The sequence below is a fragment of the Vibrio jasicida CAIM 1864 = LMG 25398 genome (assembly GCF_000400365.1).
GTDB lineage: Bacteria > Pseudomonadota > Gammaproteobacteria > Enterobacterales > Vibrionaceae > Vibrio > Vibrio jasicida.
Window position 1 is genome coordinate 53,782 of sequence record NZ_BAOG01000041.1, and the last position, 21,412, is coordinate 75,193.

Below are 21,412 nucleotides of genomic sequence, written 5' to 3' on the forward strand. Positions count from 1 at the left end.
CTTGTTCTTGGAAAGTGCGATTAACGCACTTTCAGAGTTGCTAGACCAATCAGAACAAGAACCATAGAAATAATCCAGAAGCGCACGATTACGCGGGGCTCTGGCCAACCTTTTAATTCGTAGTGATGGTGAATCGGTGCCATACGGAAAATACGCTGACCACGTAGTTTATAAGAACCTACCTGTAGAATTACCGATAGCGTTTCCATTACAAACACACCACCCATGATCACCAGTACCAACTCTTGACGAACCAGTACAGCGATAGTACCAAGCGCGCCACCTAGAGCAAGTGAACCAACATCTCCCATGAATACTTGTGCTGGGTAAGTGTTGAACCACAAGAAACCAAGGCCCGCACCAACGATTGCAGTACAAACGACAACCAGCTCAGAAGCGTGTGGGAGGTATGGAATATGAAGGTATTCAGAGAAGTTAATGTTACCTGTTGCCCAAGCAATCACAGCAAAGCCAGCCGCAACCAGAACCGTTGGCATGATAGCCAAGCCGTCTAGGCCATCGGTTAGGTTTACCGCATTACTAGTACCCACAATAACGAAGTAAGTGAGGATAATGTACATCAAGCCAAGTTGCGGCATGATGTCTTTAAAGAATGGCACAACAAGTTGAGTAGCTGCGGTATCTTTGCCGTAAGCGTACAACGCAAACGCCACGACAAATGCAATCAGCGACTGCCAAAAGTACTTCCAACGAGCAATCAGGCCGTCGGTATTCTTACGAACGACTTTACGATAGTCATCAACAAAACCAATCGCCCCATAACCAAGCAGTACCGTCAGCACCGCCCACACGTATGGGTTCGATAAATCAGTCCATAAAAGAATAGTGATTGAAATAGCAGCCAAAATCATGATCCCCCCCATTGTAGGGGTACCACGCTTGCTAAAGTGAGACTCTGGACCTTCGTTACGAACAACCTGACCAATTTGTAGCATCTGTAGACGCTTGATCATGATAGGCCCCATCCATAAAGACAGACCTAAAGCAGTAAGTACACTAAGGATTGCTCGAAACGACAGGTATTCAAACAATCGGAAAAAAGACAGGTATGGCTGTAGCAGCTCGGCAAGCCAAATAATCATTAATAATACTCCTTCAAAGCAGCAGCGACTTCAAACATACGAGCACCGTTCGCTCCTTTCACCAACATTGTATGGTGTTGAGGTGCGGTTTGGTCTAGATGCTGCTTGATGTAGTCAATCATCTCTGGATGTGTCTCGAAATGGATGCCATCACAAAGTTCACTAATGACCTTCGTGTCTGCACCATACGTGAGAACGTGTTCAAATTTTTGTGGGGCAGCATGTTCCCCGACTTGACGATGAAGTGCAAGACTTTCCTCACCCAACTCCGCCATATTGCCTAAAATCAACCAACGCTCACCTTGGAATGCACTAAGCAAGTCCACCGCGGCCTTCATCGCTGGAACACTCGCGTTATAGCTGTCATCAATTAGCTTGATTTTATCGCTGAGTTCCTCAACTTCGACTCGACCTTTCACTTTATTTAAATGTTTAAGGCCATCACGAACTTCTTCTAACGTCGCGCCCATTTGTAACGCAATGATAGAAGCCGCAATCGCGTTCGCAACGTTGTGTTGACCTATAATACCCAGAGACAGTTCAATTTCTTGTGAGTCTATTGCGAGATGTAGGTTAAAGCTTGCTTCGCCGGCGGCGTTCATTACAACATTTGTTGCATAAAAGTCAGCATCTGTGTTCGTTTGAGAAAATGTGATGACTTGCTTATCGGCAAGAACATGGTTCCACTTCTCACCACCATTGCTATCGAGGTTCACAATCGCAACACCGCCAGCAGGCAATCCCTGATAAATCTCGCCTTTAGCCTGTTTTACGCCATCAATCGAACCAAATCCCTCTAAGTGAGCGGCGGCTACGTTGTTGACTAACGCAATGTTAGGATGAACCAGTTGAGTCGTGTATTCGATCTCACCAATATGGTTGGCCCCAAGCTCAATCACAGCGTAATCATCGTCTTGTTGCGATCTCAATAACGTAAGCGGAACACCAATGTCATTGTTGAAGTTGCCCGCGGTAAATAGCACTTTGCCTTTCAACTGCAGGATACTTGCAACCATCTCTTTTACTGTAGTTTTGCCACAACTGCCTGTAATCGCCACTGTCGGTGTTTGAGACGAATTGTGTACCCAAGATGCGACTTCACCTAACGCTATCTTAGTATCGGTAACAACAACTTGAGGGACATTCACATTAAGTTGCTTTTGCACTAACAGTGCACCCGCCCCTGACTCCACCGCTTGTTGGCAGAAATCGTGAGCATCAAAACGCTCTCCAACCAAAGCAACAAAAAGAGCACCCTGTTCGATCGCTCGAGTGTCGGTAGAAACAGATTCAATAGATAGGTCATTGCCAACCAGTTCACCGCCAGTCATATCCGCGACTTGAGAAAGCGTTACTGTGATCATGATGAAAGCCCCAATAGCGTCATGGCTGACTCGCGGTCAGAGTAATGGATGGTTCCAGAGTTTAGAATTTGGTAGTCCTCATGACCTTTACCTGCCAGAAGGATAATGTCTTGCGGAGAAGCATGTTCCAGTGCGTAAGACAGCGCTTTAAAACGGTCATGCTGCACAATCGCCTCAGCAGGTTTTGTTAGGCCGGCCAGCATGTCTTTCATGATCAGCACAGGGTCTTCACTGCGAGGGTTATCATCGGTAAGCACTATCTTGTCACCCAAACGCTCAGCGATTTCCGCCATCATTGGGCGCTTACCAGCATCACGGTCACCACCACAGCCGAAAATAGCCCAAAGCTCACCCTGGCAATGCACACGCAATGCTTGCAGCGCTTTTTCTAGCGCGTCAGGCGTGTGGGCGTAATCCACCACGACTTTTGCCTTGTCGTCAGCTTGGAAGAGTTCCATACGACCAAGTACGGGTTGCAATTGGCCTGCCGTTGCCAGCAAATCTTGCTTGCTAAAACCGAGACTAAGTAACGTTGTGAATGCCAACATCAGGTTTGCTGCATTGAACTCGCCAATCAGCGGCGCATGAAGTATTCCCTCACCAAACTTGCCATCAAACTCAATCGTAATGCCTGACTCTGCGTAAACAATGTCAGTAGCAAATACGGATTGTAGGAATTCTGAATTCGGCTTGAGTGAAACAGCTATGGCATTCGATAATTGCTTCGCCCACGCAGCTCCCACTGTATCATCGACATTGATGATCGCATGCTCGCATTGGTGAGTGGTAAACAGCATCAGCTTCGCCTTTGCATACTCTTCCATCGTGCCATGATAATCCAAGTGATCACGGCTCAGATTGGTGAACACACCAGCGGTAAAAGACAATGCTTTAACACGACCTTGAATCAGACCATGAGAGGAAACTTCAAGCGCAGTGTAATGTGCTTTTTGCTCGGCGAGCGAGGATAGGGTCTTTTGGATTTCAACTGCGTTGCCTGTGGTGTTTGCGGCTTCTTGCAGATCATCTAGAAAGCCATTCCCTGTTGTCCCCATTACCGCCGCTTTGGAACCGACTAAATCAATCCATTGGGCAATAAGCTGAGTGATGGTAGTTTTGCCGTTGGTGCCAGTGACACCAATCAGCTCCATATTGGGATAATGGTAGAACTGACCTGCGATTTGAGAAAGGCACTTATCCAGTGCATCGAGGTAAATCACTGGAACATTATCAACAATCTCAATCGTACCGTGTGCTTTTCGCTCACAGGCTTGAGCGATCGCCGCGTTAGCACCTTGCTGGATGGCCTTCGCGATAAAATCACGTCCATCGACAGCATGGCCAATGATGGCAACAAAAGTAGTGCCGGACTGAACTCGTCTACTATCGAGTTCCAGTTCAGAGACAAGAACGGACGACAAACTTGGGCAATCAACCCAATTGGAAAGCAGCGCGTCCATACTGATGGCTTTGGTCATATTTGTTCTCCGAGCTTTAGCTCAGCTTTCTAGATTTTGTTTCTCAGTAAACATCGAAGCCTACTGTTGGAATTTGTTTTCGTCAGGGGCAACATTCAGAATTTGCAGCGCGCCTTTCATGATTTCAGAAAAGACTGGCGAAGCAACTGAACCGCCATAGTAGTCATCACCTTGCGGTTCATTAACTACAACAACCAATGCAAGTCTTGGATCGCTCACAGGAGCAACACCGGCCGTGTAGTTGATGTACTCATCACTATAGCCACCAGCGGTTGCTTTTCGAGCCGTACCCGTTTTGGCACCAACTCGATAGCCCGGAACCGCAGCACGACGGGCTGAACCGCCTTTTTGCGTTACCGTTTCCAGCATATCGAGTACAAGGCGTGCATTTTTTTGACTAACAACTTGGCGAGCCATATCGTTGTCGTTACTTTCGATAATATGAATCGGCTCATATTTACCTAAGTTACCCAAGGTTGCGTAAGCATGCGCTAACTGAATTGGGGTCACCGATAAACCGTAACCAAAGGCGATGGTGGCACGTTCAATTGGCGACCAACGCGAGCGACTCGGAAAAATACCCACAACTTCACCGACTAAGTTCAAGCCAGAAAGTTCTCCCAAACCAACAGAACTGTATAAACCAAGCAATGCTTCTACTGGCATACGCATAGCTAACTTGGTCACACCGATATTACTCGATTTCTTCAAGATGGTCGTTAAGCTCGCTTTTCCTACCTTTGGTGCATCACGAACACGGCTGCCACCCAATTGAAGAATACCGTTTCCAGTATCGACGATGGTGTCTTTATCTGCGACCTCATTTTCTAAGGCGGCTAAAACAACGAATGGCTTAATTGTAGAGCCCGGCTCTAAAGAGTCGGTGATTACTCGGTTACGCATTTTGTAACTTTGCCAATCGCTACGATTATTTGGGTTATAAGATGGCGCGTTCACCATCGCCAACACAGCGCCCGTTTTTACATCAAGCACCACTACAGAACCAGATGTTGCGCGATGGTCAGCAACCGCCTGTTTAATTGCGCGATAAGCAACAGCTTGAATTCGCTGATCAATAGTCAGTTGCAGCGGTTTACCTTCTTGTTTCTCTTCAAGAGCAATATTCTCAACAACACGGCCATAGCGGTCTTTACGAATGGTTTTCTTGCCTGCTGCACCAGTTAACCATTCATCATAGCTTCGCTCTACACCTTCTAGACCATGACCATCAATCCCCGTAACACCGACTAAGTGAGCACTAACCTCACCTGCAGGATAGTAACGACGAGATTCAGATTTCAAGCCTACACCAGGTAGTTTGAGTTCACGAATGTAGTTAGCCATCGCAGGGCTTACCTGACGCTGAAGGTAGATAAAGCGACGCTTTTCATTTTTCTTGATCTTATTGATCAGACCTTGTCGGTCCAAACCAAGAACGTCAGCTAATGCATACCAACTTTTGGTTTGCTGTAGCGCGCCCTCTTTGAAGATGGTTTTTGGATCGGCCCATACAGCCTCAACAGGAACACTAACGGCAAGAGGTTCGCCATTACGATCAGAGATGATACCGCGCGCAGAAGGAATGGCTTTAACACGGACTGAACGAAGGTCACCTTGCTTGATAAGGTTATCAGGCTCGATGATTTGAATGTAGGCAACGCGCCCAACGAGTAGGGCAAATGCACAAAAGACGAAAAACAGCAGTAACTGAAAGCGCCAGCGAATCAAAAAGGATTCGGGTTCAACAACGTCTGTTTCTTGGGGTTCTTTTGCTTCTTTGGTGGGTTGCGACTTTGCAGCAACCACTTTCTTTTCTTTGGCTGCTGGCTTGCGCGAATTTCCTTGTTTCGATTTGGCTTTCTTTCCAATCATTTTAGCGTGATAACCACTTCTTTATCGCCATCTGGTCGTTTCATTTCAAGATCCTTCTTTGCCAAGTCTTGAACGCGACTGTGTTCCGCGAGGGCTGTTTCTTCCAACATTAGGTTGCGCCATTCGCTATCCAATCGCTCTCGCTCAACCAATGTATGATCTTTTTCAGTGATCGCTTGACGCGCATGATGGGTGGCAAAGACCACTCCCATTGCCGATGAGAATATTAAAATCATCAACAATAACGACCAGCGACCAACGGAAATTAAATCCGTCGCAATCAACTTAGCAAGATTAGGAGTGGTTTTCGTCATAATAATTAAAGCTTTTCTGCAATTCTTAGTACTGAACTACGAGAGCGAGGGTTGAGTTCGATTTCTTGCTTCGTTGGCTTAATCGCCTTGCTCACCGCTTTCATGTTTGCACTGCCCAATGCTCGGATTTGTTCTTCCGTCATTGGGATGCCATGTGGCACTTCTGGGCCTTTGCTCTCTTTACGGATAAAGCGTTTCACCATGCGGTCTTCCAACGAATGGAAGCTGATGACCGATAGGCGACCTTCTGGAGCCAAAATGCTTGCCGCGCCTTTTAGTGCTGTATCAATTTCTTCTAATTCACTGTTGATGTAAATGCGAAAAGCCTGAAAAGCACGGGTTGCTGGGTGTTTTTTCTCTTTGAAGCTCTTTGGTGCGGCGTCCGAAATCAGCTTCGCTAGCTGACCAGTGCGAACCATCGGCTCGTTTTCTTCGTCTTCGCGGTATGCCACGATAGCTTTGGCAATACGACGTGCATGTTTGTCTTCACCAAACTCACGAATCACCCAAGTGATATCATCAAGATCAGCTTCCATCAACCATTGTGAAACTGGAACGCCAGAAGTCGGGTCCATACGCATATCTAACGGGCCATCTTTCATAAAGCTAAAGCCACGTTCAGCATCATCAAGCTGTGGAGAAGAAACGCCAAGGTCTAGTAATACACCATCGACTTTACCCACAAGATCGTACTCTTCTGCATACTGTGCCATGCCTGAAAATGGGCCATGGATGATAGTAAAACGAGGATCGTCAATTTTGCCTGCTTCAGCAATCGCTTGAGGGTCGCGATCGATGCTGTACAAGCGGCCGTTTTCGCCTAATTTGGACAAGATAGTTCGGCTGTGACCGCCACGGCCAAATGTTCCATCGATATAGATACCATCGGGTTTGATAGCCAAGCCATCAATGGATTCATTTAATAACACTGAGATATGTTGAAATGTTTCGGTCATAGCTTTCTCGTTGAATGATCTTGAAGCGATTCTTTAGTGTACTGATTTCCCACATCATCGCCACCTCAAGTCTAAAGTTAGACGTGATTCAGCGCCAAGTTTATTGGTAATGACATAGTTTGCGTCAATAAAATGCAAAAAACCCATCACTACCGAAGTAGTGATGGGTCTCGAATAGGTGGAGCCGACACATAAGCCGGGTTCTGTTCCGCTTGCGCGGCGGTAGCCATTCGTCTAGGCCAGCAATCACTCACTGGCTCGAGCAACCTACCCGCCTCCTTACGCGAGCAACGCAATGTGGAGGCCTATTTGGTCTTGCTTCAGGTGGAGTTTACCCTGCTACGAACTATTACTAGTCGTCCGGTGCGCTCTTACCGCACCCTTTCACCCTTACCTGTGCCCTAAGGCCATCGGCGGTCTTCTCTCTGCTGCACTTGTCGTAGGCTTGCGCCCCCCAGGCGTTACCTGGCACCTTGCTCTATGAAGCCCGGACTTTCCTCCCCTTTGTCAGTCTCCCGAAGGACGTCAACGTCAGTCTCCCAAAGGGACCTCAACGTCAGTCTCCCGAAGGACATCAACAAAGCAGCGACTACCCAGTCAGCTCCGAGGGCGGATTGTATAGAGTTATCTACTCAGAGTCTAGTGAGATCACAGAATTGCTGAAAACGGCGGGTTAAGTGCTCAAAAAGACAGCAGCGAATGGAAACGCTTCGCTCCGAGAGAAAGAAAAATGGAGCACTAAGGTTTGGAACTCGAGATCATGATGCTCCGAAGGATTGTCTTGAAAGTTAAAGTGGGAAAATAAATGCACAGTTACATTAACAACGCACTTCTTACCCCTGTCTATGTAAGATTAAAAATCTCCTGCACTCATAAACAACAAAAGGAGAGTCGCGTTAACGACTCCCCTTCTTAATCTTATCTAGATAACTCTGAAAACTAACGGCGCTTAAAGGAGACTACCGAAGCGCCAACGCTCTACGGACTTCTAGTTGAGATTCTCTAAGCCCCACTTATAAAGTGCGTTCTTTTTCAGGCTGTAGATTTCTGCGGCTAATGCTGCAGCTTTCTTTAACGGCAGTTCTTTCGTCAGAATAGCCAAAGTGCGGGTCGCTTCGTCTGGTAGCGATTCTTCGCTTGAATCACGGTGACCGTGAATAAGGAGTACCATCTCACCACGTTGTTGGTTTCCGTCACTTTTCACCCATTCAATCAGTTCGCCAAGTGGCATTCCCTGAATAGTTTCAAAGGTTTTCGTTAACTCACGAGCTAACACGACTTCTCGTTCTGGGCCAAGAACGTCTAACATGTCTTGTAGAGAGTCTAAAATGCGATGCGGTGATTCATAAAAGATACAAGTGCGTTCCACTGACGCAATTTCTAAGAACTTGTCTTTACGGCCTTTGCTTTTCGGTGGTAGAAAGCCTTCAAAGCTAAAACGATCCGATGGCAAGCCCGACGCACTTAACGCAGTGATGACCGCACACGCACCAGGAAGAGGCACAACTCTAACGCCCGCTTGACGACATTTTGTTACCAAGTGGTATCCTGGATCGCTTATTAGCGGCGTACCAGCGTCAGACACCAAAGCGATTGACTGACCTGATAGTAGCTTTTCAACCAAAACTTGCGCTTTTTGCTGCTCGTTATGATCGTGTAGCGCGAAAGTTTTGGTTTGGATATTGAAGTGAGACAGTAATTTGCCCGTATGTCGAGTATCCTCAGCGGCAATGATGTCCACATTCGACAGAACTTCGATAGCACGTTGAGTGATATCCGCTAAATTTCCGATTGGAGTCGGTACGATGTAGAGAGTTGGCCCCTCATTCGGCAACTTATTTTTATCTGTCATTTGTTTACGATCACTTCAACGATTAATATAGAGACAATTTTGTACAAAATTATAGAGAACTCACGGCAATGATGAACCATAAGAGACTCAGTGTACCACGCTTACTCACTCCTGTTGCACTGGCAATTACGCTCGCCGCCTGTTCTTCAGGCCCGCGCCAACCAGATAGCGTAGACATTACACTAGAGCCTACACAGTCTGCTCAGAACTACATGATTCAAGCTGATAGCACGGAAGGTAGCCTACAAAACGACTGGTTGATCATGGCTGCAAAAGCGGCGATTCAAGCCAACGAATTGGATCAAGCAGAGTTGCTTATCAAGCGACTTGGCCGCCAGCAATTGACCGAAGTTCAACAAGCTGAATGGCAACTGGCTCGAGCGACCATACAACAAAAGCAAGGCAATTACTCTCAATTGCTGCAAACGTTGAACTTCCAATCATGGTGGAAGCTGCCAAGTGAGCAGTGGAAAGACTACTACCAATTGCGTGCTGACGCTTATCAAAGTCTGAACCAACCGTTCGAAGCAAACCGTCAGCTCGTAGCTCAAGGTCAATATGCTTCATCCGCAGAACAACGTGAGATCTCTAGCCGAATTTGGATGAATTTTGGCAGCTATTCTGAAAACGAATTAACGTCATTGCAAACAGCGCCAAATGAAGATGTGCTGGACGGGTGGCTGCAATTAGCTATCTACGCCAAAACACTTTCAAGTAACTTACCTCAATTACAAAACACCTTAGAGCGCTGGTTAGACGAAAATCCATCACACCCAGCTGCGGTTTATACGCCAGCAGAAATCCAAAATATCTTGTCGCTGGATATTGTGAAACCAAACAATACAGCGCTGTTGTTACCACTAACCGGTAAATTTGCACCGCAAGCTCAGTTGATCCGTGATGGTTTCATCTTCGCAATGATGAATGATGATGTACGCGACCCAAGTGCAACGTTAACCGTAATTGATACTCACGCGTACAGTGCAGACCAAATCAAACAGCGCTTAATCAATGAGAATATCGACTTTGTTGTGGGACCACTACAGAAAGAAAACGTTGAGAAACTGCAAGCAACACTAGATGGCTCAGAAACCGGCGTGAAGATCCCAGCACTGGCATTGAACATCCCAGAGGACGTTCAACCAGGAACAGACATGTGTTACCTAGCACTGTCTCCAGAGCAAGAAGTCGCACAAGCGGCGAAGTACCTTTTCAATCAGGGCTACCAATTCCCAATGATCTTGGCCCCGAATGGCGCCTACGGTCAGCGTGTGGTTGAAGCCTTCAATGAAGAGTGGCGCAAGTACAGCTCAAATAAAGTGGCTTCGAGCTACTTTGGCGATAAACGTCAGTTACAGAAGAACATTAACAATGTATTCGGTCTACAAGAGAGCCAGCAGCGTATAGCCCAAATGCAGTCACTGATGCGTATTTCTTTAGAGAGCCCACCACGCAGTCGTCGTGATGTCGATGCGGTTTACATTGTCGCACGAAGCTCTGAGCTAACACTGATTAAGCCCTTTATTGAAGTAGCGATTAACCCAGATGCGAAGCCACCAAAACTGTTCTCAAATTCACGCAGTAACAGTGGTGGTGCAACGTATGAAGATCTATCTGGTGTGGCTTACAGTGACATTCCAATGTTGATCAACCCTGACCCTACCGTTATGGCAGAAATGAACGAGTTATGGTCAGATCAATCCAACATGGAAAAACGTTTAGAAGCACTTGGTATGGACGCCTATAAGCTCATTGGTGAGTTACCACAGATGAAGCTTCTGTCGGGTTACTCAGTAAGCGGCCAAACAGGTGTACTTAGCATTGACAACAACTGTGTTGTGCAACGCGAGCTAGACTGGGCCGAGCGTGGGGCTCTTTAGCAAGCGACAAATCGGTGATCAATACGAAACCCTGGCGAAGCAATATTTGCAGCGTCAGGGTTTACGCTTTATAGCTCAAAACTTTCTGACCAAAGTCGGCGAAATTGATTTAATCTTCCAACAAGGTGAAACTATCGTCTTTGTTGAGGTCAAATATCGTAATAATGATCGCTTTGGCTCAGCAGCAGAGATGGTCACTCGCGCAAAAATGCGTAAACTAGTCAAAACAGCCCAAATTTGGCTAAGCCAGCAAAAACGTATGGCACAAAATATAGATTATCGGTTTGATGTGGTCGCCATTCACGACAGTGGTAGAGACATTAACTGGATACAAAATGCAATCTCTGAAGGATAAACGATGCTAGACAGCATTAAAGACAGTTTTACAGAAAGTATTCAAATTCAAATTGCGGCAGCAGAAGCGCTGCCAGATGCCATCACTCACGCTGCTCAAGCAATGGTGTCGAGCCTGCTCAATGGCAACAAAATCCTATGCTGTGGCAACGGTGGCAGTGCTTCGAACTCGCAACAGTTTGTCTCTTGCCTTTTGAACCGATTCGAAACTGAACGCCCTAGCCTTCCAGCAATGGCTTTAACAGCAGACAACACAACATTGACTGCTGTAGCGAACGATTACCACTACCAAGAGATCTTCTCTAAGCAAGTACGCGCATTTGGTCAACCGGGCGATATCTTGTTGGCGATCTCAACCAGTGGCAACAGCAAAAACGTCATTAAAGCAATGGAAGCCGCAGTAACTCGCGACATGACGATCATTGCTTTTACGGGTAAAGATGGTGGTGAGATGGCTGGTCTACTGGGTGAGCACGACGTTGAAATTCGTATTCCATCCCACCGTACAGCGCGCATTCATGAAGTTCATATGGTGACACTTCACTGCCTGTGCGATCTAATCGACCAAGTACTTTTCCCTGCTCACGAAGAATAATCCAGATTGAGAGTTTAGAATTATGATACGTAGTCTTGTCATTTTATGTGCAGCACTCAGTATGAGTGGTTGTGCAGGTTTATTTATTGCCGGGGCAGCGACAACTGCCAATATCGTCACTGATACGCGAACCACCAAAGAGATTTGGCAAGACAACAACATCGAATTCGAAGTTGCGGCCATCGGTAACAAAGCCCCCTTCAAAGGCAAGGCTCGTATCGTCGCTAGCGCATACAACGGAACGGTTGTTCTAATGGGACAAGCACCGACTCAAGAGCTCATCAATGAGTTTGAAAATCGAGCACGTGAAGTTGATGGCGTTGAGAACATCCATAATCAAATTAAACAGAAAGAGCCACTGAGCGTAACTCAAATCAGCAACGACAGTTGGATTACCACAAAAGTAAAATCCGCCTTGTTGACTGACAGCGATCTAAACGGTGTGAAAGTAAAAGTCATTACCGAAGACAGCGACGTATTCTTATTTGGTTACGTGACACCTGAGCAAAGTCAGAAAGCAACTGATATCGCACGAAACATTTCTGGAGTAAAACAAGTCATTAAAGGGTTCCAATACGGCGATGAAAAACCACTCGAAGTAGAAGAGTCCGAAGTGGTGAAAAGCCAAGAAGCTGAAGTCAGTGACTTGAATACCACAACAAAAGCAACGCCGATAGAAGAAACTGACGTGAATTAGTGTTGCAGCGTAGATAAATGAAAAGAAAAAAGCAGCGTAAACGCTGCTTTTTTTATTTGATAACTCTTAAGCTTGGTCTGCCTTTCGGGCGAGGCGTTTCTTCCTCTTCCGATTCGGTTTCCGCAGCCTCAGAAGGCTCATCGCTTACGGTAGAGAACGTTGGAGATACATCTTCCTCAACAATCCCTTCTTCTTCGATGTGAGTGTAAGCTTCTTCAGGCTCAAACATAGTCCCAGCGCCATTCTCGCGAGCATAGATAGCTTGAACAGCATACACTGGCACGATAACGGAATGCGGGCGACCACTAAAGCGGGCTTGAAAGGTAATCGCATCATTACCCAACTCTAGATGACCAACAGCACGTGGAGCAATATTCAAGATGATTTGACCATCTTGAATAAACTCAACTGGTACACGCACACCTGGCATAGTTGCATCTACAACCAAGTGCGGAGTTAAGTCGTTGTCTACTAGCCAATCGTAAAATGCACGAAGCATATACGGACGGCGAGCAGTCATTTTAGCAATATCCATAACAAGTAAACTGAACCGTTAATTAGCGAACTAGGCGCATTTCACGTTCAGCTTCTGTTAGAGAAGCTAGGAATGAATCACGTTCAAACACGCGGTTCATGTAAACCTTGATTTCTTTTGAGCCAGGGCCAACAAGATCAATACCTAGTTGAGGTAGACGCCACAATAGTGGTGCTAGGTAACAATCGATTAGGCTGAACTCTTCACTCATGAAGTATTCGTACTCAGCAAAGATAGGCGCTAGAGTCAGAAGATCATTACGTAGTTTAGTACGCGCTTTTTCTGATTCTTCCGCGTTACCCTTAACCACTTTTTCAGCGAGCGAGTACCAGTTACGTTCGATACGGTACATCATCAAACGGCTGTTACCACGAGCTACTGGGTAAACAGGCATTAGAGGTGGATGAGGGAAACGCTCGTCCAGGTACTCCATGATGATTTTTGAATCGTAAAGAGCTAGCTCACGGTCAACAAGAGTTGGCACTGATTTGTATGGGTTTAACTCTACAAGCTCAGCAGGAAGGTTTGCTTCATCTACAAGCTCAACTTCAACGCTTACGCCTTTTTCAGCTAGTACGATGCGAACCTGATGGCTATACAAATCTGATGCACTCGAGAAAAGAGTCATCACAGAACGTTTATTGGCAGCTACAGCCATGGAGCCCTCCAGTACACTTACAAATAAAAATAATGGAGGCGCTAGCCTCCATTATTCGTCAATTAAAATTGGGAATTAGCACGGTATGATAGCACAATTAATGCACATCACGCCAATACTCTTTCTTGAGCAACACGACAACGATAGTTAATAGAACTAGGAAGCCCATTACCCACCAGCCAATTGCATGACGTTCTAGTTGAACAGGGTCACCGGAGTACACCAAGAAGTTCACGAGGTCGCCGACTGCTTTGTCGTATTCGCCAGAACTTAGCTCACCAGTACCACTGGTTTGTGTGCCAACAACGACTTGTACTTCTTCACCATCTACGATTTTAGTGCCGTAAACTGGCATAGGAATACCTTGAAGCTCTTCAAGCACATGCGGCATACCAACACTTGGGAATACAATGTTGTTCACCCCAAATGGACGAGATGGGTCAACATAGAAAGAACGCAGGTAAGTGTATAGCCAATCTGCACCACGAACTCGAGCAACCAAAGTTAAGTCTGGTGGCGGAGCACCAAACCAGTCAGCCGCTTGCTTCGCAGGCATTGCATTTACCATTAGATCACCAACCTTTGCTTCTGGATCGAAGATCAGGTTTTCTTTCATTAGATCAATCGGAATATCCAAGTCTGTCGCAACACGCTCGTAACGCTGGTATTGCGTTGAGTGACAAGCAAAACAGTAGTTCATGAATAGTTTCGCGCCATTTTGCAGCGAAGCCTTATCCGTTAAGTCCACGTTCGCCTTATCTAACGGAACGTTGGCACCCGCTGCCATAACAAGAGACGGCAGCATAGCAAATAGAATTACAATCCACTTCTTCATTTGAATGTCACCCTCTCTGGTAATGGTTTGGTTGCTTCATTTTTGCTGTAGAAGAACAGCAATACAAAGAACATGAAGTAACACAAGCTAAAGATCTGAGACAGAATCGTGTACAACGGCGTTGCCGGCAATGCACCCAAAATACCCAGAGCAATAAAGGCGATAGTGAATTGAACAATATTAAATAGATGGATCTTACTACGGTAACGGTACGAACGTACTTTACAGCGATCCAGCCAAGGAAGAACAAACAGCACCACAATAGACGCGCCCATTAGGATTACACCCAATAGTTTGTCTGGAACCGCACGCAAGATTGCGTAAAACGGCGTGAAGTACCATACCGGAGCGATGTGCTCAGGTGTCTTCAATGGGTTTGCTGCCTCAAAGTTAGGCGGTTCAAGGAAGTAGCCACCCATTTCTGGGTTGAAGAACAATACATAACAGAAGAAGAACAAGAAGCCAGCAACACCAACAAGATCCTTAACCGTACCGTATGGATGGAAAGGAATTGAGTCGATGATGTCGTATTTCTTCGTGTAGTATTCGTGGAACTTAAATTGCGTATTGTAATCGTCACCCATAGAGCCTTTTGGTAGCTTCGTTTCGATACCATCAGGGTTGTTAGAGCCGACTTCGTGCAGGGCCAGTACGTGTAGCACAACAAGAAGAAGCAGAACAATAGGCAGTGCAATTACGTGCAGTGCGAAGAAACGGTTTAGTGTTGCACCTGAGATGATGTAGTCACCACGGATCCATAGCGTTAAGTCGTCGCCAATAACAGGAATCGCACCAAATAGAGAAATGATTACCTGGGCACCCCAATATGACATCTGACCCCATGGTAGTAGATAACCCATGAACGCTTCTGCCATTAGAACCAAGAAGATCAACATACCGAAGATCCACAGTAGCTCACGAGGCTTTTGGTAAGAACCGTAGATCAGACCACGGAACATGTGTAGGTACACAACGACAAAGAACGCCGAAGCGCCAGTTGAGTGCATGTAACGCAATAGCCAACCGTACTCAACATCACGCATGATGTATTCGATAGAAGCAAACGCGCCATCGCCAGACGGAACGTAGTTCATCGTTAGCCAAATACCTGTAAGAATCTGGTTAACAAGTACCAACATTGCCAAGGAACCGAAAAGGTACCAAAAGTTGAAGTTCTTTGGCATTGGGTATTCAGACAAGTGCTTTTTATAAGCATTCATCGCTGGAATACGTTTTTCTACCCAGTCTAATATCGCTTGCATTATGCATCTCCCTCATCAACACCGATCATGAGCTTGGTGTCGCTCAAGTACATGTGCTTAGGAACGACCAAGTTCAGTGGCGCTGGAACACCCTGGAACACTCGACCAGCCATATCAAACTTAGAACCATGACAAGGACAGAAGAAGCCCGACTTAACGCCTTGTACTTGTTCTGAGAACGTATCTGGTAGGTAAGTAGGTGAACAGCCCAAGTGAGTACAGAAACCAACCGCCACAAAATACTCAGGTTTGATCGAGCGGTACTCGTTCTGAGCATAAACTGGTTGTTGTTCCATTTCTGATTGCGGGTCACGAAGCTGACCATCAATACTCTTAAGATTATCGACCACTTCTTGAGTTCGGCGTACTACCCATACAGGTTTACCCTGCCACTCAACACGGACCATTTGGCCTGGTTCAATTTTACTGATATCCACTTCCACCGGCGCGCCAGCAGCTTTCGCTTTGGCACTCGGGTTCCATGATTTGATAAAAGGAACGGCGACGGCAGCTGCCCCTAAGCCACCAACAACTGCCGTTGTAGCGGTTAGAAAACGCCTGCGACCGTTATTTAAAGGCGCGTTGCTCATCCAAACATTCTCCCATTTGCTCCCTTTGGATCGTTATTATTCCGCTTATAAGAGCATGGCTAACAAATTATGAATTTAGTTCTATTTATTGGGGGGAAATGATAAAGAAAACCCTACTTTTTGACAAGATAAAGCTACCTTTTTGTAACATTTGTGAGGCAAATCGCCCACGCCGTCACAAAAGCGGCAAAATTATAAAAAATAGATGTGATTTGTAACAAGAAAGCGAAACGAATAACGACTAAAAACAAGAGCTAACGCCTTTTATTTCGGTTGTTTTCAGCGGATTAAGCAGAAAGATATTTCAAGAATGTGAAGGTACTCTCCACTTTTATCATGTGCGATTTGTAGCACGAATAAATTGCATAAAGCGGTACATTAGACAAACAAATGTTGCCAGGATATTAAGGAGAGATGCTGAAGCGACGGGAAACAAAAAACAGACGTTTAACTGAGGTTATAAAAACAGAAGGCTATAAAAACAAAAAGCTCGGCATATAGCCGAGCTTTGGTACACAGTATCCAGAGAAACTCTGGAAAAGCATAATTTCCAGTAAGAGGAAATTAACGCTTAGAGAACTGTGGACGACGACGTGCTTTACGTAGACCAACTTTCTTACGTTCAACGCAACGAGCGTCACGAGTAACGTAACCAGCTGCACGTAGAGCAGGACGGAAAGACTCATCGTACTCCATAAGAGCGCGAGTGATACCGTGACGGATAGCACCAGCTTGACCAGAAATACCGCCACCTTTAACAGTAACGTATAGGTCTAGCTTCTCAGTTAGTTCAACTAGCTCAAGAGGTTGTTTAACAACCATGCGAGAAGTTGGACGACCGAAGTACTCATCAAGGCTACGCTTGTTGATTACGATGTTGCCGCTGCCTGGTTTGATGAAAACACGCGCAGCTGAGCTTTTGCGACGGCCAGTGCCGTAGTATTGATTCTCTGCCATTTTCGAAATCCCCAATTAGATGTCTAGTACTTGTGGTTGTTGAGCAACATGGTTGTGCTCAGCGCCCGCGTAAACTTTAAGCTTACGGTACATAGCACGGCCTAGAGGACCACGTGGAAGCATGCCTTTAACTGCTAGCTCAAGAACCATCTCAGGTTTACGATCGATCAACTTTTCAAAAGTGATAGATTTTAGACCACCTGGGAATTCAGAGTGACGGTAGTACACTTTGCCTTTAGCTTTGTTGCCAGTTACAGCAACTTTCTCAGCGTTGATAACGATGATGTAATCACCAGTGTCAACGTGAGGAGTGTACTCAGCTTTATGTTTGCCACGTAGGCGAGATGCAATTTCACTTGCTAGACGGCCAAGAGTTTTACCCTCTGCGTCTACAACATACCAGTCGCGTTTTACAGTTTCTGGTTTAGCAACGAAAGTTTTCATGCTAATAATAACCCGTTAATTAAATTTTAAACTTTAAAGGAACACAGTATTGTGTTCCCACACTGTCTAAGAGCCCAGTCATCACCCCTTCGAGTCGTTGGTTCTCTCGACCTTCTATGCCGAAATAACTTCGATATTCAGGTCTGCAGTAACGGTGGGTCGCAGGATTATAGAGAAGAGCGAAGAAAAAATCACCTTTTTTTGCGCCAAATCACTAATTTTTTCTTCACTTTTTTAAGATGAGTTGCTGTTTTTTACGCCAGATGCTCTCTCGCTAGGTATTCGCGACTCTGCATCTCAGTTAATCGAGACAAACAACGCTTAAACTCAAATTCCAGTAGCCCATCGCTATAAAGCGCCTCCATCGCCACTTCGGCGGAAATGATTAATTTCACGTTTCTCTCGTAAAACTCATCGACTAACGCAATAAAGCGCCTTGCTGCATCATCGACTTTACGGTCCATCTGCATCACGTCCGCAAGCAATACGGTGTGGTAGATTCGAGACAGCTCAATGTAATCATTTTGGCTACGCGGAGTTTGGCACAACTGAGCAAAAGAAGCATGCAACACACCATCACTGGCCTCAATCACTGCAACCTCGCGATGATTCACTTCAATCGTATTCGTTGCGGCTTTTCTTTCCCCAATCAGCTGTTGGTAGTATTGATTAAGGTTAACGGACGCTTGCTCATCAAGTGGGTAATGGTAAATCTCAGCTTGCTCTAGGGTTCTTAAACGGTAGTCCACACCACTATCGACATTGAGCACATCACAACGCTCTAAGATCATGGCAATTGCAGGCATGAAACGTGCGCGTTGCAAACCATTGCGATATAGATTTTGAGGTTCAATATTCGAGGTCGCGACCAAAATCATTTGACGTTTAAACATCTCTTGAAGCAACGTCGCTAAGATCATTGCATCGGTAATGTCTGAAACGAAAAACTCATCAAAACAAACAATATCTGATTCTTTCTTAAACAAGTCTGCCACTTTAGAAAGCGGATTTTCTACATCACCTAAACGCCTTAATTCATCATGTACTCGGTACATAAAGCGATGAAAATGCACCCTCATTTTCCTTTCTGTTGGTAAGGCGTCAAAAAAAGCATCCATAAGGTAAGTTTTACCGCGCCCTACACCTCCCCAAAAGTACAGTCCTTTAGGAGGTTCTGGCATCTCGACTTTTTTACCTAGTAACTTTTGCCAAGTGCTAAGCTGAGGAATAGGTGTAGACTGAAAGTCGGCGATGGCATGGTAAAGTTCATCTAAAGCGACGACCGCGCTATATTGCGCTTCATCACGTTGGAATCCATGCTTGGCTATGTCTTGTTGGTATCGTTTTAATGGTGTCATGGCACTGGGTCGTATCAGAGGTACAGAGAAATTTTGTCACCTCGGGGTCAGCATTAGGAATAGAGAGATGTGGATATCAGTCCCCGAAGACATACCGCTATTTTTCTTTATCGGCTGTTCAAGCCATAGTAACATGGACAAGCACCGCGTGTAACTAAGTAGTAAAAGACTTGTTAAAACAACTATAAGGAGCAGTTATGCCTTGGATTTATGCCATTGTGGGTTTGCTGGTCGGTACAATCGTAGGCGTAGTCATTAGTAGACTAACCACCCCCGAATACAAAAAACAAAAGTCTGTGCAAAAAGAGCTAGAAGCAGCCAAATTTGAACTAGAGCAACAACGTCAAGAGCTGGTCGATCACTTTGCACAAACCGCAGAAATGTTGGATACGCTAGGTAAAGATTACACTAAGCTGTACCAACATATGGCAAAGACTTCATCAGAACTCTTGCCAAACTTGCCTGAGCAAGACAACCCATTCGACAAGAAAACGGCGATGTCTTCAGAGCAAATTGAAGAGCAACCATCTGAAGTCAATGAACAACCAAAAGACTATGCCAATGGCGCAACCGGCCTTTTGAAAGATAAAGAAAAAGAGATCATCGACGCACCTGAAGCCGTCACAGCAAAAGCCTCTTAATCTTCTCTCTTCTTCCTATTGGGTCAATACATATTCATTTCTTATCAATTTGTGTTGACCCTTTTTGAACTTTTCTTAAGCAACTCATCTCTAACTTGCAGTGACCTGCCACCCCGTTTCGATTATCCAGACCAATACTTAAACACATAATGGTTAGGATATTTCTTTTTGGCAGACTGGTTTCAAGAGGAGTTATTGGATGAAAAAACCGTTGCTTGCGTTAACCGTTCTATCTTTAAGCTTAAGTTCAATCATCACCCCAATCTCAGCTACGGCAGCACTTCCTTTAAGTGTTGATGGTGAGCAATTACCAAGCCTTGCACCTATGCTAGAAAAAGTGACCCCTGCGGTCGTCAGCATTGCGGTAGAGGGCAAACAGGTGCAAACCAGCCGTATTCCAGAACAGTTTCAGTTTTTCTTTGGCCCTGAATTTCCAACAGAACAAACTCGAGAACGTCCATTCCGAGGGTTGGGCTCAGGCGTGATCATTGACGCGAAGAAAGGTCAGATAGTAACAAACTACCACGTAATAAAAGGCGCAGATGATATTAGAGTTCGCCTTTACGATGGTAGAGAGTACGACGCAGAATTGGTTGGCGGTGACGAAATGTCGGACATTGCCTTGCTTAAATTAGAAAAGGCGAAAGACCTAACTCAAATTAAAGTGGCAGATTCAGACGCATTGCGTGTGGGTGATTTTACCGTGGCAATTGGTAACCCATTTGGTCTAGGACAAACGGTCACTTCTGGTATTGTTTCTGCACTTGGCCGAAGCGGCTTAAACGTGGAGAACTTTGAGAACTTCATTCAAACCGATGCGGCTATCAATAGCGGTAACTCTGGCGGCGCATTAGTGAACCTCAATGGTGAACTGATTGGTATTAATACCGCAATCCTAGGCCCAAATGGCGGTAATGTTGGTATCGGCTTTGCCATTCCATCCAACATGATGCAAAACCTAACGGATCAAATTCTAGAGTTTGGTGAAGTGAAACGCGGTATGTTGGGCGTTCAGGGTGGTGAAGTCACTTCAGAATTGGCAGAAGCACTAGGTTACGAGTCAAGCAAAGGCGCTTTTGTTAGTCAAGTGGTCCCAGACAGTGCCGCTGATAAAGCAGGCTTGAAAGCCGGAGACGTGATTGTTTCCGTCAATGGTAAATCGATTGATACCTTCTCTGAACTTCGCGCCAAAGTTGCAACACTAGGTGCTGGCAAAAAAATTGAACTTGGTGTGATTCGTGACGGTAAGAGCAAGAGTTTTGATGTCACTTTAGGCGAGTCTACCAATATCAAAGCGAAGGCTGAAACGTTGCATGAGGGCTTAAAAGGTGCCGAGTTAAGTAACACGACACCAAACGATAAGATTCAAGGGGTCAAGGTGACCAGCGTGGTCGAGAACTCACCTGCAGCACAGTACCAACTTGAGCAAGACGATATCATCATTGGTGTGAACCGCAAACGCGTGAAGAACTTAGCGGAGCTGCGCGCCATCGTTGAGAAGCACAAAGGCGTGTTAGCAATCAATGTTCAACGTGGAGACCGCACGGTTTACTTAGTTATTCGATAATCCATCAACAAGAGCGATGAGTGCTTCTCCGTTTTATTCGAGAACACTCCTATACTTTACCTTGTATGTCATGGTTTTTTAAAAGGGCAAGGCAATCACG

The 21,412-nt window shown here is 45.7% G+C and carries 21 protein-coding genes and 1 other RNA gene; 6 read left to right on the plus strand and 16 right to left on the minus strand.

From position 1 onward, the window contains the following. Nucleotides 1–20: 20 nt before the first annotated feature. The 8 genes from mraY to rsmI form a co-directional block, all read right to left on the minus strand. Entirely contained in the window at nt 21–1,103 is a 1,083-nt protein-coding gene (gene mraY, locus VJL_RS12020) for a phospho-N-acetylmuramoyl-pentapeptide-transferase (protein ID WP_038866256.1), read from the minus strand. Then, nucleotides 1,103–2,467 carry a UDP-N-acetylmuramoyl-tripeptide--D-alanyl-D-alanine ligase gene (locus VJL_RS12025; RefSeq protein WP_038878236.1) on the minus strand — a complete coding sequence of 455 codons (1,365 nt, stop codon included), beginning with the start codon at nt 2,465–2,467 and terminating at the stop codon, nt 1,103–1,105. The genes mraY and VJL_RS12025 overlap by 1 nt, the downstream gene beginning before the upstream one ends. Next, nucleotides 2,464–3,945, minus strand: coding sequence for a UDP-N-acetylmuramoyl-L-alanyl-D-glutamate--2,6-diaminopimelate ligase (gene murE / locus VJL_RS12030; protein ID WP_038878237.1), 1,482 nt, complete (start codon nt 3,943–3,945; stop codon nt 2,464–2,466). The genes VJL_RS12025 and murE overlap by 4 nt, the downstream gene beginning before the upstream one ends. 60 nt (nt 3,946–4,005) lie before the next feature. Further along, complete coding sequence (locus VJL_RS12035; RefSeq protein ID WP_096030829.1) at nt 4,006–5,817, minus strand: penicillin-binding transpeptidase domain-containing protein; 1,812 nt, start codon at nt 5,815–5,817, stop codon at nt 4,006–4,008. Continuing rightward, a complete protein-coding gene (ftsL, locus tag VJL_RS12040) occupies nt 5,814–6,131 on the minus strand; it encodes a cell division protein FtsL (RefSeq protein WP_038866253.1) in 318 nt (105 codons plus the stop codon). The genes VJL_RS12035 and ftsL overlap by 4 nt, the downstream gene beginning before the upstream one ends. A 5-nt stretch (nt 6,132–6,136) precedes the next feature. Continuing rightward, nucleotides 6,137–7,087 (minus strand): 16S rRNA (cytosine(1402)-N(4))-methyltransferase RsmH, encoded by a 951-nt coding sequence (gene rsmH / locus VJL_RS12045; protein WP_038866252.1) that lies wholly within the window; start codon nt 7,085–7,087, stop codon nt 6,137–6,139. A 176-nt stretch (nt 7,088–7,263) separates the two neighbouring features. Then, an RNA gene (gene rnpB, locus VJL_RS27540) (RNase P RNA component class A) lies at nt 7,264–7,692 on the minus strand. Between the two features lie 383 nt (nt 7,693–8,075). Further along, complete coding sequence (gene rsmI / locus VJL_RS12050; protein WP_038866251.1) at nt 8,076–8,939, minus strand: 16S rRNA (cytidine(1402)-2'-O)-methyltransferase; 864 nt, start codon at nt 8,937–8,939, stop codon at nt 8,076–8,078. A gap of 68 nt (nt 8,940–9,007) precedes the next feature. On the opposite strand from rsmI, the gene VJL_RS12055 reads away from it, so the two are divergent. Genes VJL_RS12055 through VJL_RS12070 form a run of 4 tightly spaced genes read left to right on the plus strand, consistent with a single transcriptional unit; the run spans nt 9,008 to nt 12,465 of the window. After that, the gene (locus VJL_RS12055; RefSeq protein WP_038878238.1) at nt 9,008–10,819 is read left to right on the plus strand and encodes a penicillin-binding protein activator; all 1,812 of its coding nucleotides are present in this window, start codon (nt 9,008–9,010) and stop codon (nt 10,817–10,819) included. Further along, nucleotides 10,806–11,174, plus strand: coding sequence for a YraN family protein (locus VJL_RS12060; protein ID WP_038878239.1), 369 nt, complete (start codon nt 10,806–10,808; stop codon nt 11,172–11,174). The genes VJL_RS12055 and VJL_RS12060 overlap by 14 nt, the downstream gene beginning before the upstream one ends. Before the next feature lie 3 nt (nt 11,175–11,177). Beyond that, entirely contained in the window at nt 11,178–11,768 is a 591-nt protein-coding gene (locus VJL_RS12065) for a phosphoheptose isomerase (protein ID WP_038866245.1), read from the plus strand. Nucleotides 11,769–11,790: 22 nt separating this feature from the next. After that, nucleotides 11,791–12,465 (plus strand): BON domain-containing protein, encoded by a 675-nt coding sequence (locus VJL_RS12070; protein ID WP_038866243.1) that lies wholly within the window; start codon nt 11,791–11,793, stop codon nt 12,463–12,465. A gap of 52 nt (nt 12,466–12,517) precedes the next feature. Here VJL_RS12070 and sspB read toward each other — a convergent pair whose 3' ends face one another. The 8 genes from sspB to zapE form a co-directional block, all read right to left on the minus strand. Further along, complete coding sequence (sspB, locus tag VJL_RS12075) at nt 12,518–13,000, minus strand: ClpXP protease specificity-enhancing factor (protein ID WP_038866241.1); 483 nt, start codon at nt 12,998–13,000, stop codon at nt 12,518–12,520. 22 nt (nt 13,001–13,022) lie between these two features. After that, on the minus strand, nt 13,023–13,658 hold the full coding sequence (gene sspA / locus VJL_RS12080) for a stringent starvation protein SspA (RefSeq protein WP_005436105.1): 636 nt from the start codon (nt 13,656–13,658) through the stop codon (nt 13,023–13,025). A 97-nt stretch (nt 13,659–13,755) separates the two neighbouring features. Continuing rightward, nucleotides 13,756–14,493, minus strand: a complete 738-nt coding sequence (locus tag VJL_RS12085) for a cytochrome c1 (protein WP_038878240.1) — start codon at nt 14,491–14,493, stop codon at nt 13,756–13,758. Further along, complete coding sequence (locus tag VJL_RS12090) at nt 14,490–15,755, minus strand: cytochrome b (protein WP_038878242.1); 1,266 nt, start codon at nt 15,753–15,755, stop codon at nt 14,490–14,492. The genes VJL_RS12085 and VJL_RS12090 overlap by 4 nt, the downstream gene beginning before the upstream one ends. Further along, on the minus strand, nt 15,755–16,345 hold the full coding sequence (gene petA / locus VJL_RS12095; protein ID WP_038866234.1) for a ubiquinol-cytochrome c reductase iron-sulfur subunit: 591 nt from the start codon (nt 16,343–16,345) through the stop codon (nt 15,755–15,757). Before petA ends, VJL_RS12090 begins: the two co-directional genes overlap by 1 nt. A gap of 564 nt (nt 16,346–16,909) precedes the next feature. Then, nucleotides 16,910–17,302, minus strand: a complete 393-nt coding sequence (gene rpsI / locus VJL_RS12100; RefSeq protein ID WP_038866232.1) for a 30S ribosomal protein S9 — start codon at nt 17,300–17,302, stop codon at nt 16,910–16,912. A 15-nt stretch (nt 17,303–17,317) separates the two neighbouring features. Continuing rightward, the gene (rplM, locus tag VJL_RS12105; protein ID WP_005436093.1) at nt 17,318–17,746 is read right to left on the minus strand and encodes a 50S ribosomal protein L13; all 429 of its coding nucleotides are present in this window, start codon (nt 17,744–17,746) and stop codon (nt 17,318–17,320) included. A 254-nt stretch (nt 17,747–18,000) separates the two neighbouring features. Continuing rightward, on the minus strand, nt 18,001–19,104 hold the full coding sequence (gene zapE / locus VJL_RS12110) for a cell division protein ZapE (protein ID WP_038878244.1): 1,104 nt from the start codon (nt 19,102–19,104) through the stop codon (nt 18,001–18,003). Between the two features lie 197 nt (nt 19,105–19,301). On the opposite strand from zapE, the gene zapG reads away from it, so the two are divergent. Continuing rightward, nucleotides 19,302–19,745 carry a Z-ring associated protein ZapG gene (zapG, locus tag VJL_RS12115; RefSeq protein WP_038866227.1) on the plus strand — a complete coding sequence of 148 codons (444 nt, stop codon included), beginning with the start codon at nt 19,302–19,304 and terminating at the stop codon, nt 19,743–19,745. Between the two features lie 199 nt (nt 19,746–19,944). Continuing rightward, entirely contained in the window at nt 19,945–21,312 is a 1,368-nt protein-coding gene (locus VJL_RS12120) for a Do family serine endopeptidase (RefSeq protein WP_038866225.1), read from the plus strand. The last annotated feature ends 100 nt before the right edge of the window (nt 21,313–21,412 follow it).

Bases quoted from the DNA above. Each gene is read 5' to 3' on its own strand.
- rplM (WP_005436093.1), bottom strand. From the start codon at position 17,746: ATGAAAACTTTCGTTGCTAAACCAGAAACTGTAAAACGCGACTGGTAT.
- VJL_RS12065 (WP_038866245.1), top strand. From the start codon at position 11,178: ATGCTAGACAGCATTAAAGACAGTTTTACAGAAAGTATTCAAATTCAA.
- zapG (WP_038866227.1), top strand. From the start codon at position 19,302: ATGCCTTGGATTTATGCCATTGTGGGTTTGCTGGTCGGTACAATCGTA.
- rpsI (WP_038866232.1), bottom strand. From the start codon at position 17,302: ATGGCAGAGAATCAATACTACGGCACTGGCCGTCGCAAAAGCTCAGCT.
- zapE (WP_038878244.1), bottom strand. From the start codon at position 19,104: ATGACACCATTAAAACGATACCAACAAGACATAGCCAAGCATGGATTC.
- VJL_RS12055 (WP_038878238.1), top strand. From the start codon at position 9,008: ATGATGAACCATAAGAGACTCAGTGTACCACGCTTACTCACTCCTGTT.
- VJL_RS12025 (WP_038878236.1), bottom strand. From the start codon at position 2,467: ATGATCACAGTAACGCTTTCTCAAGTCGCGGATATGACTGGCGGTGAA.
- VJL_RS12090 (WP_038878242.1), bottom strand. From the start codon at position 15,755: ATGCAAGCGATATTAGACTGGGTAGAAAAACGTATTCCAGCGATGAAT.
- rsmI (WP_038866251.1), bottom strand. From the start codon at position 8,939: ATGACAGATAAAAATAAGTTGCCGAATGAGGGGCCAACTCTCTACATC.
- sspB (WP_038866241.1), bottom strand. From the start codon at position 13,000: ATGGATATTGCTAAAATGACTGCTCGCCGTCCGTATATGCTTCGTGCA.
- ftsL (WP_038866253.1), bottom strand. From the start codon at position 6,131: ATGACGAAAACCACTCCTAATCTTGCTAAGTTGATTGCGACGGATTTA.
- murE (WP_038878237.1), bottom strand. From the start codon at position 3,945: ATGACCAAAGCCATCAGTATGGACGCGCTGCTTTCCAATTGGGTTGAT.
- VJL_RS12035 (WP_096030829.1), bottom strand. From the start codon at position 5,817: ATGATTGGAAAGAAAGCCAAATCGAAACAAGGAAATTCGCGCAAGCCA.
- VJL_RS12120 (WP_038866225.1), top strand. From the start codon at position 19,945: ATGAAAAAACCGTTGCTTGCGTTAACCGTTCTATCTTTAAGCTTAAGT.
- VJL_RS12070 (WP_038866243.1), top strand. From the start codon at position 11,791: ATGATACGTAGTCTTGTCATTTTATGTGCAGCACTCAGTATGAGTGGT.
- VJL_RS12085 (WP_038878240.1), bottom strand. From the start codon at position 14,493: ATGAAGAAGTGGATTGTAATTCTATTTGCTATGCTGCCGTCTCTTGTT.
- rsmH (WP_038866252.1), bottom strand. From the start codon at position 7,087: ATGACCGAAACATTTCAACATATCTCAGTGTTATTAAATGAATCCATT.
- sspA (WP_005436105.1), bottom strand. From the start codon at position 13,658: ATGGCTGTAGCTGCCAATAAACGTTCTGTGATGACTCTTTTCTCGAGT.
- petA (WP_038866234.1), bottom strand. From the start codon at position 16,345: ATGAGCAACGCGCCTTTAAATAACGGTCGCAGGCGTTTTCTAACCGCT.
- mraY (WP_038866256.1), bottom strand. From the start codon at position 1,103: ATGATTATTTGGCTTGCCGAGCTGCTACAGCCATACCTGTCTTTTTTC.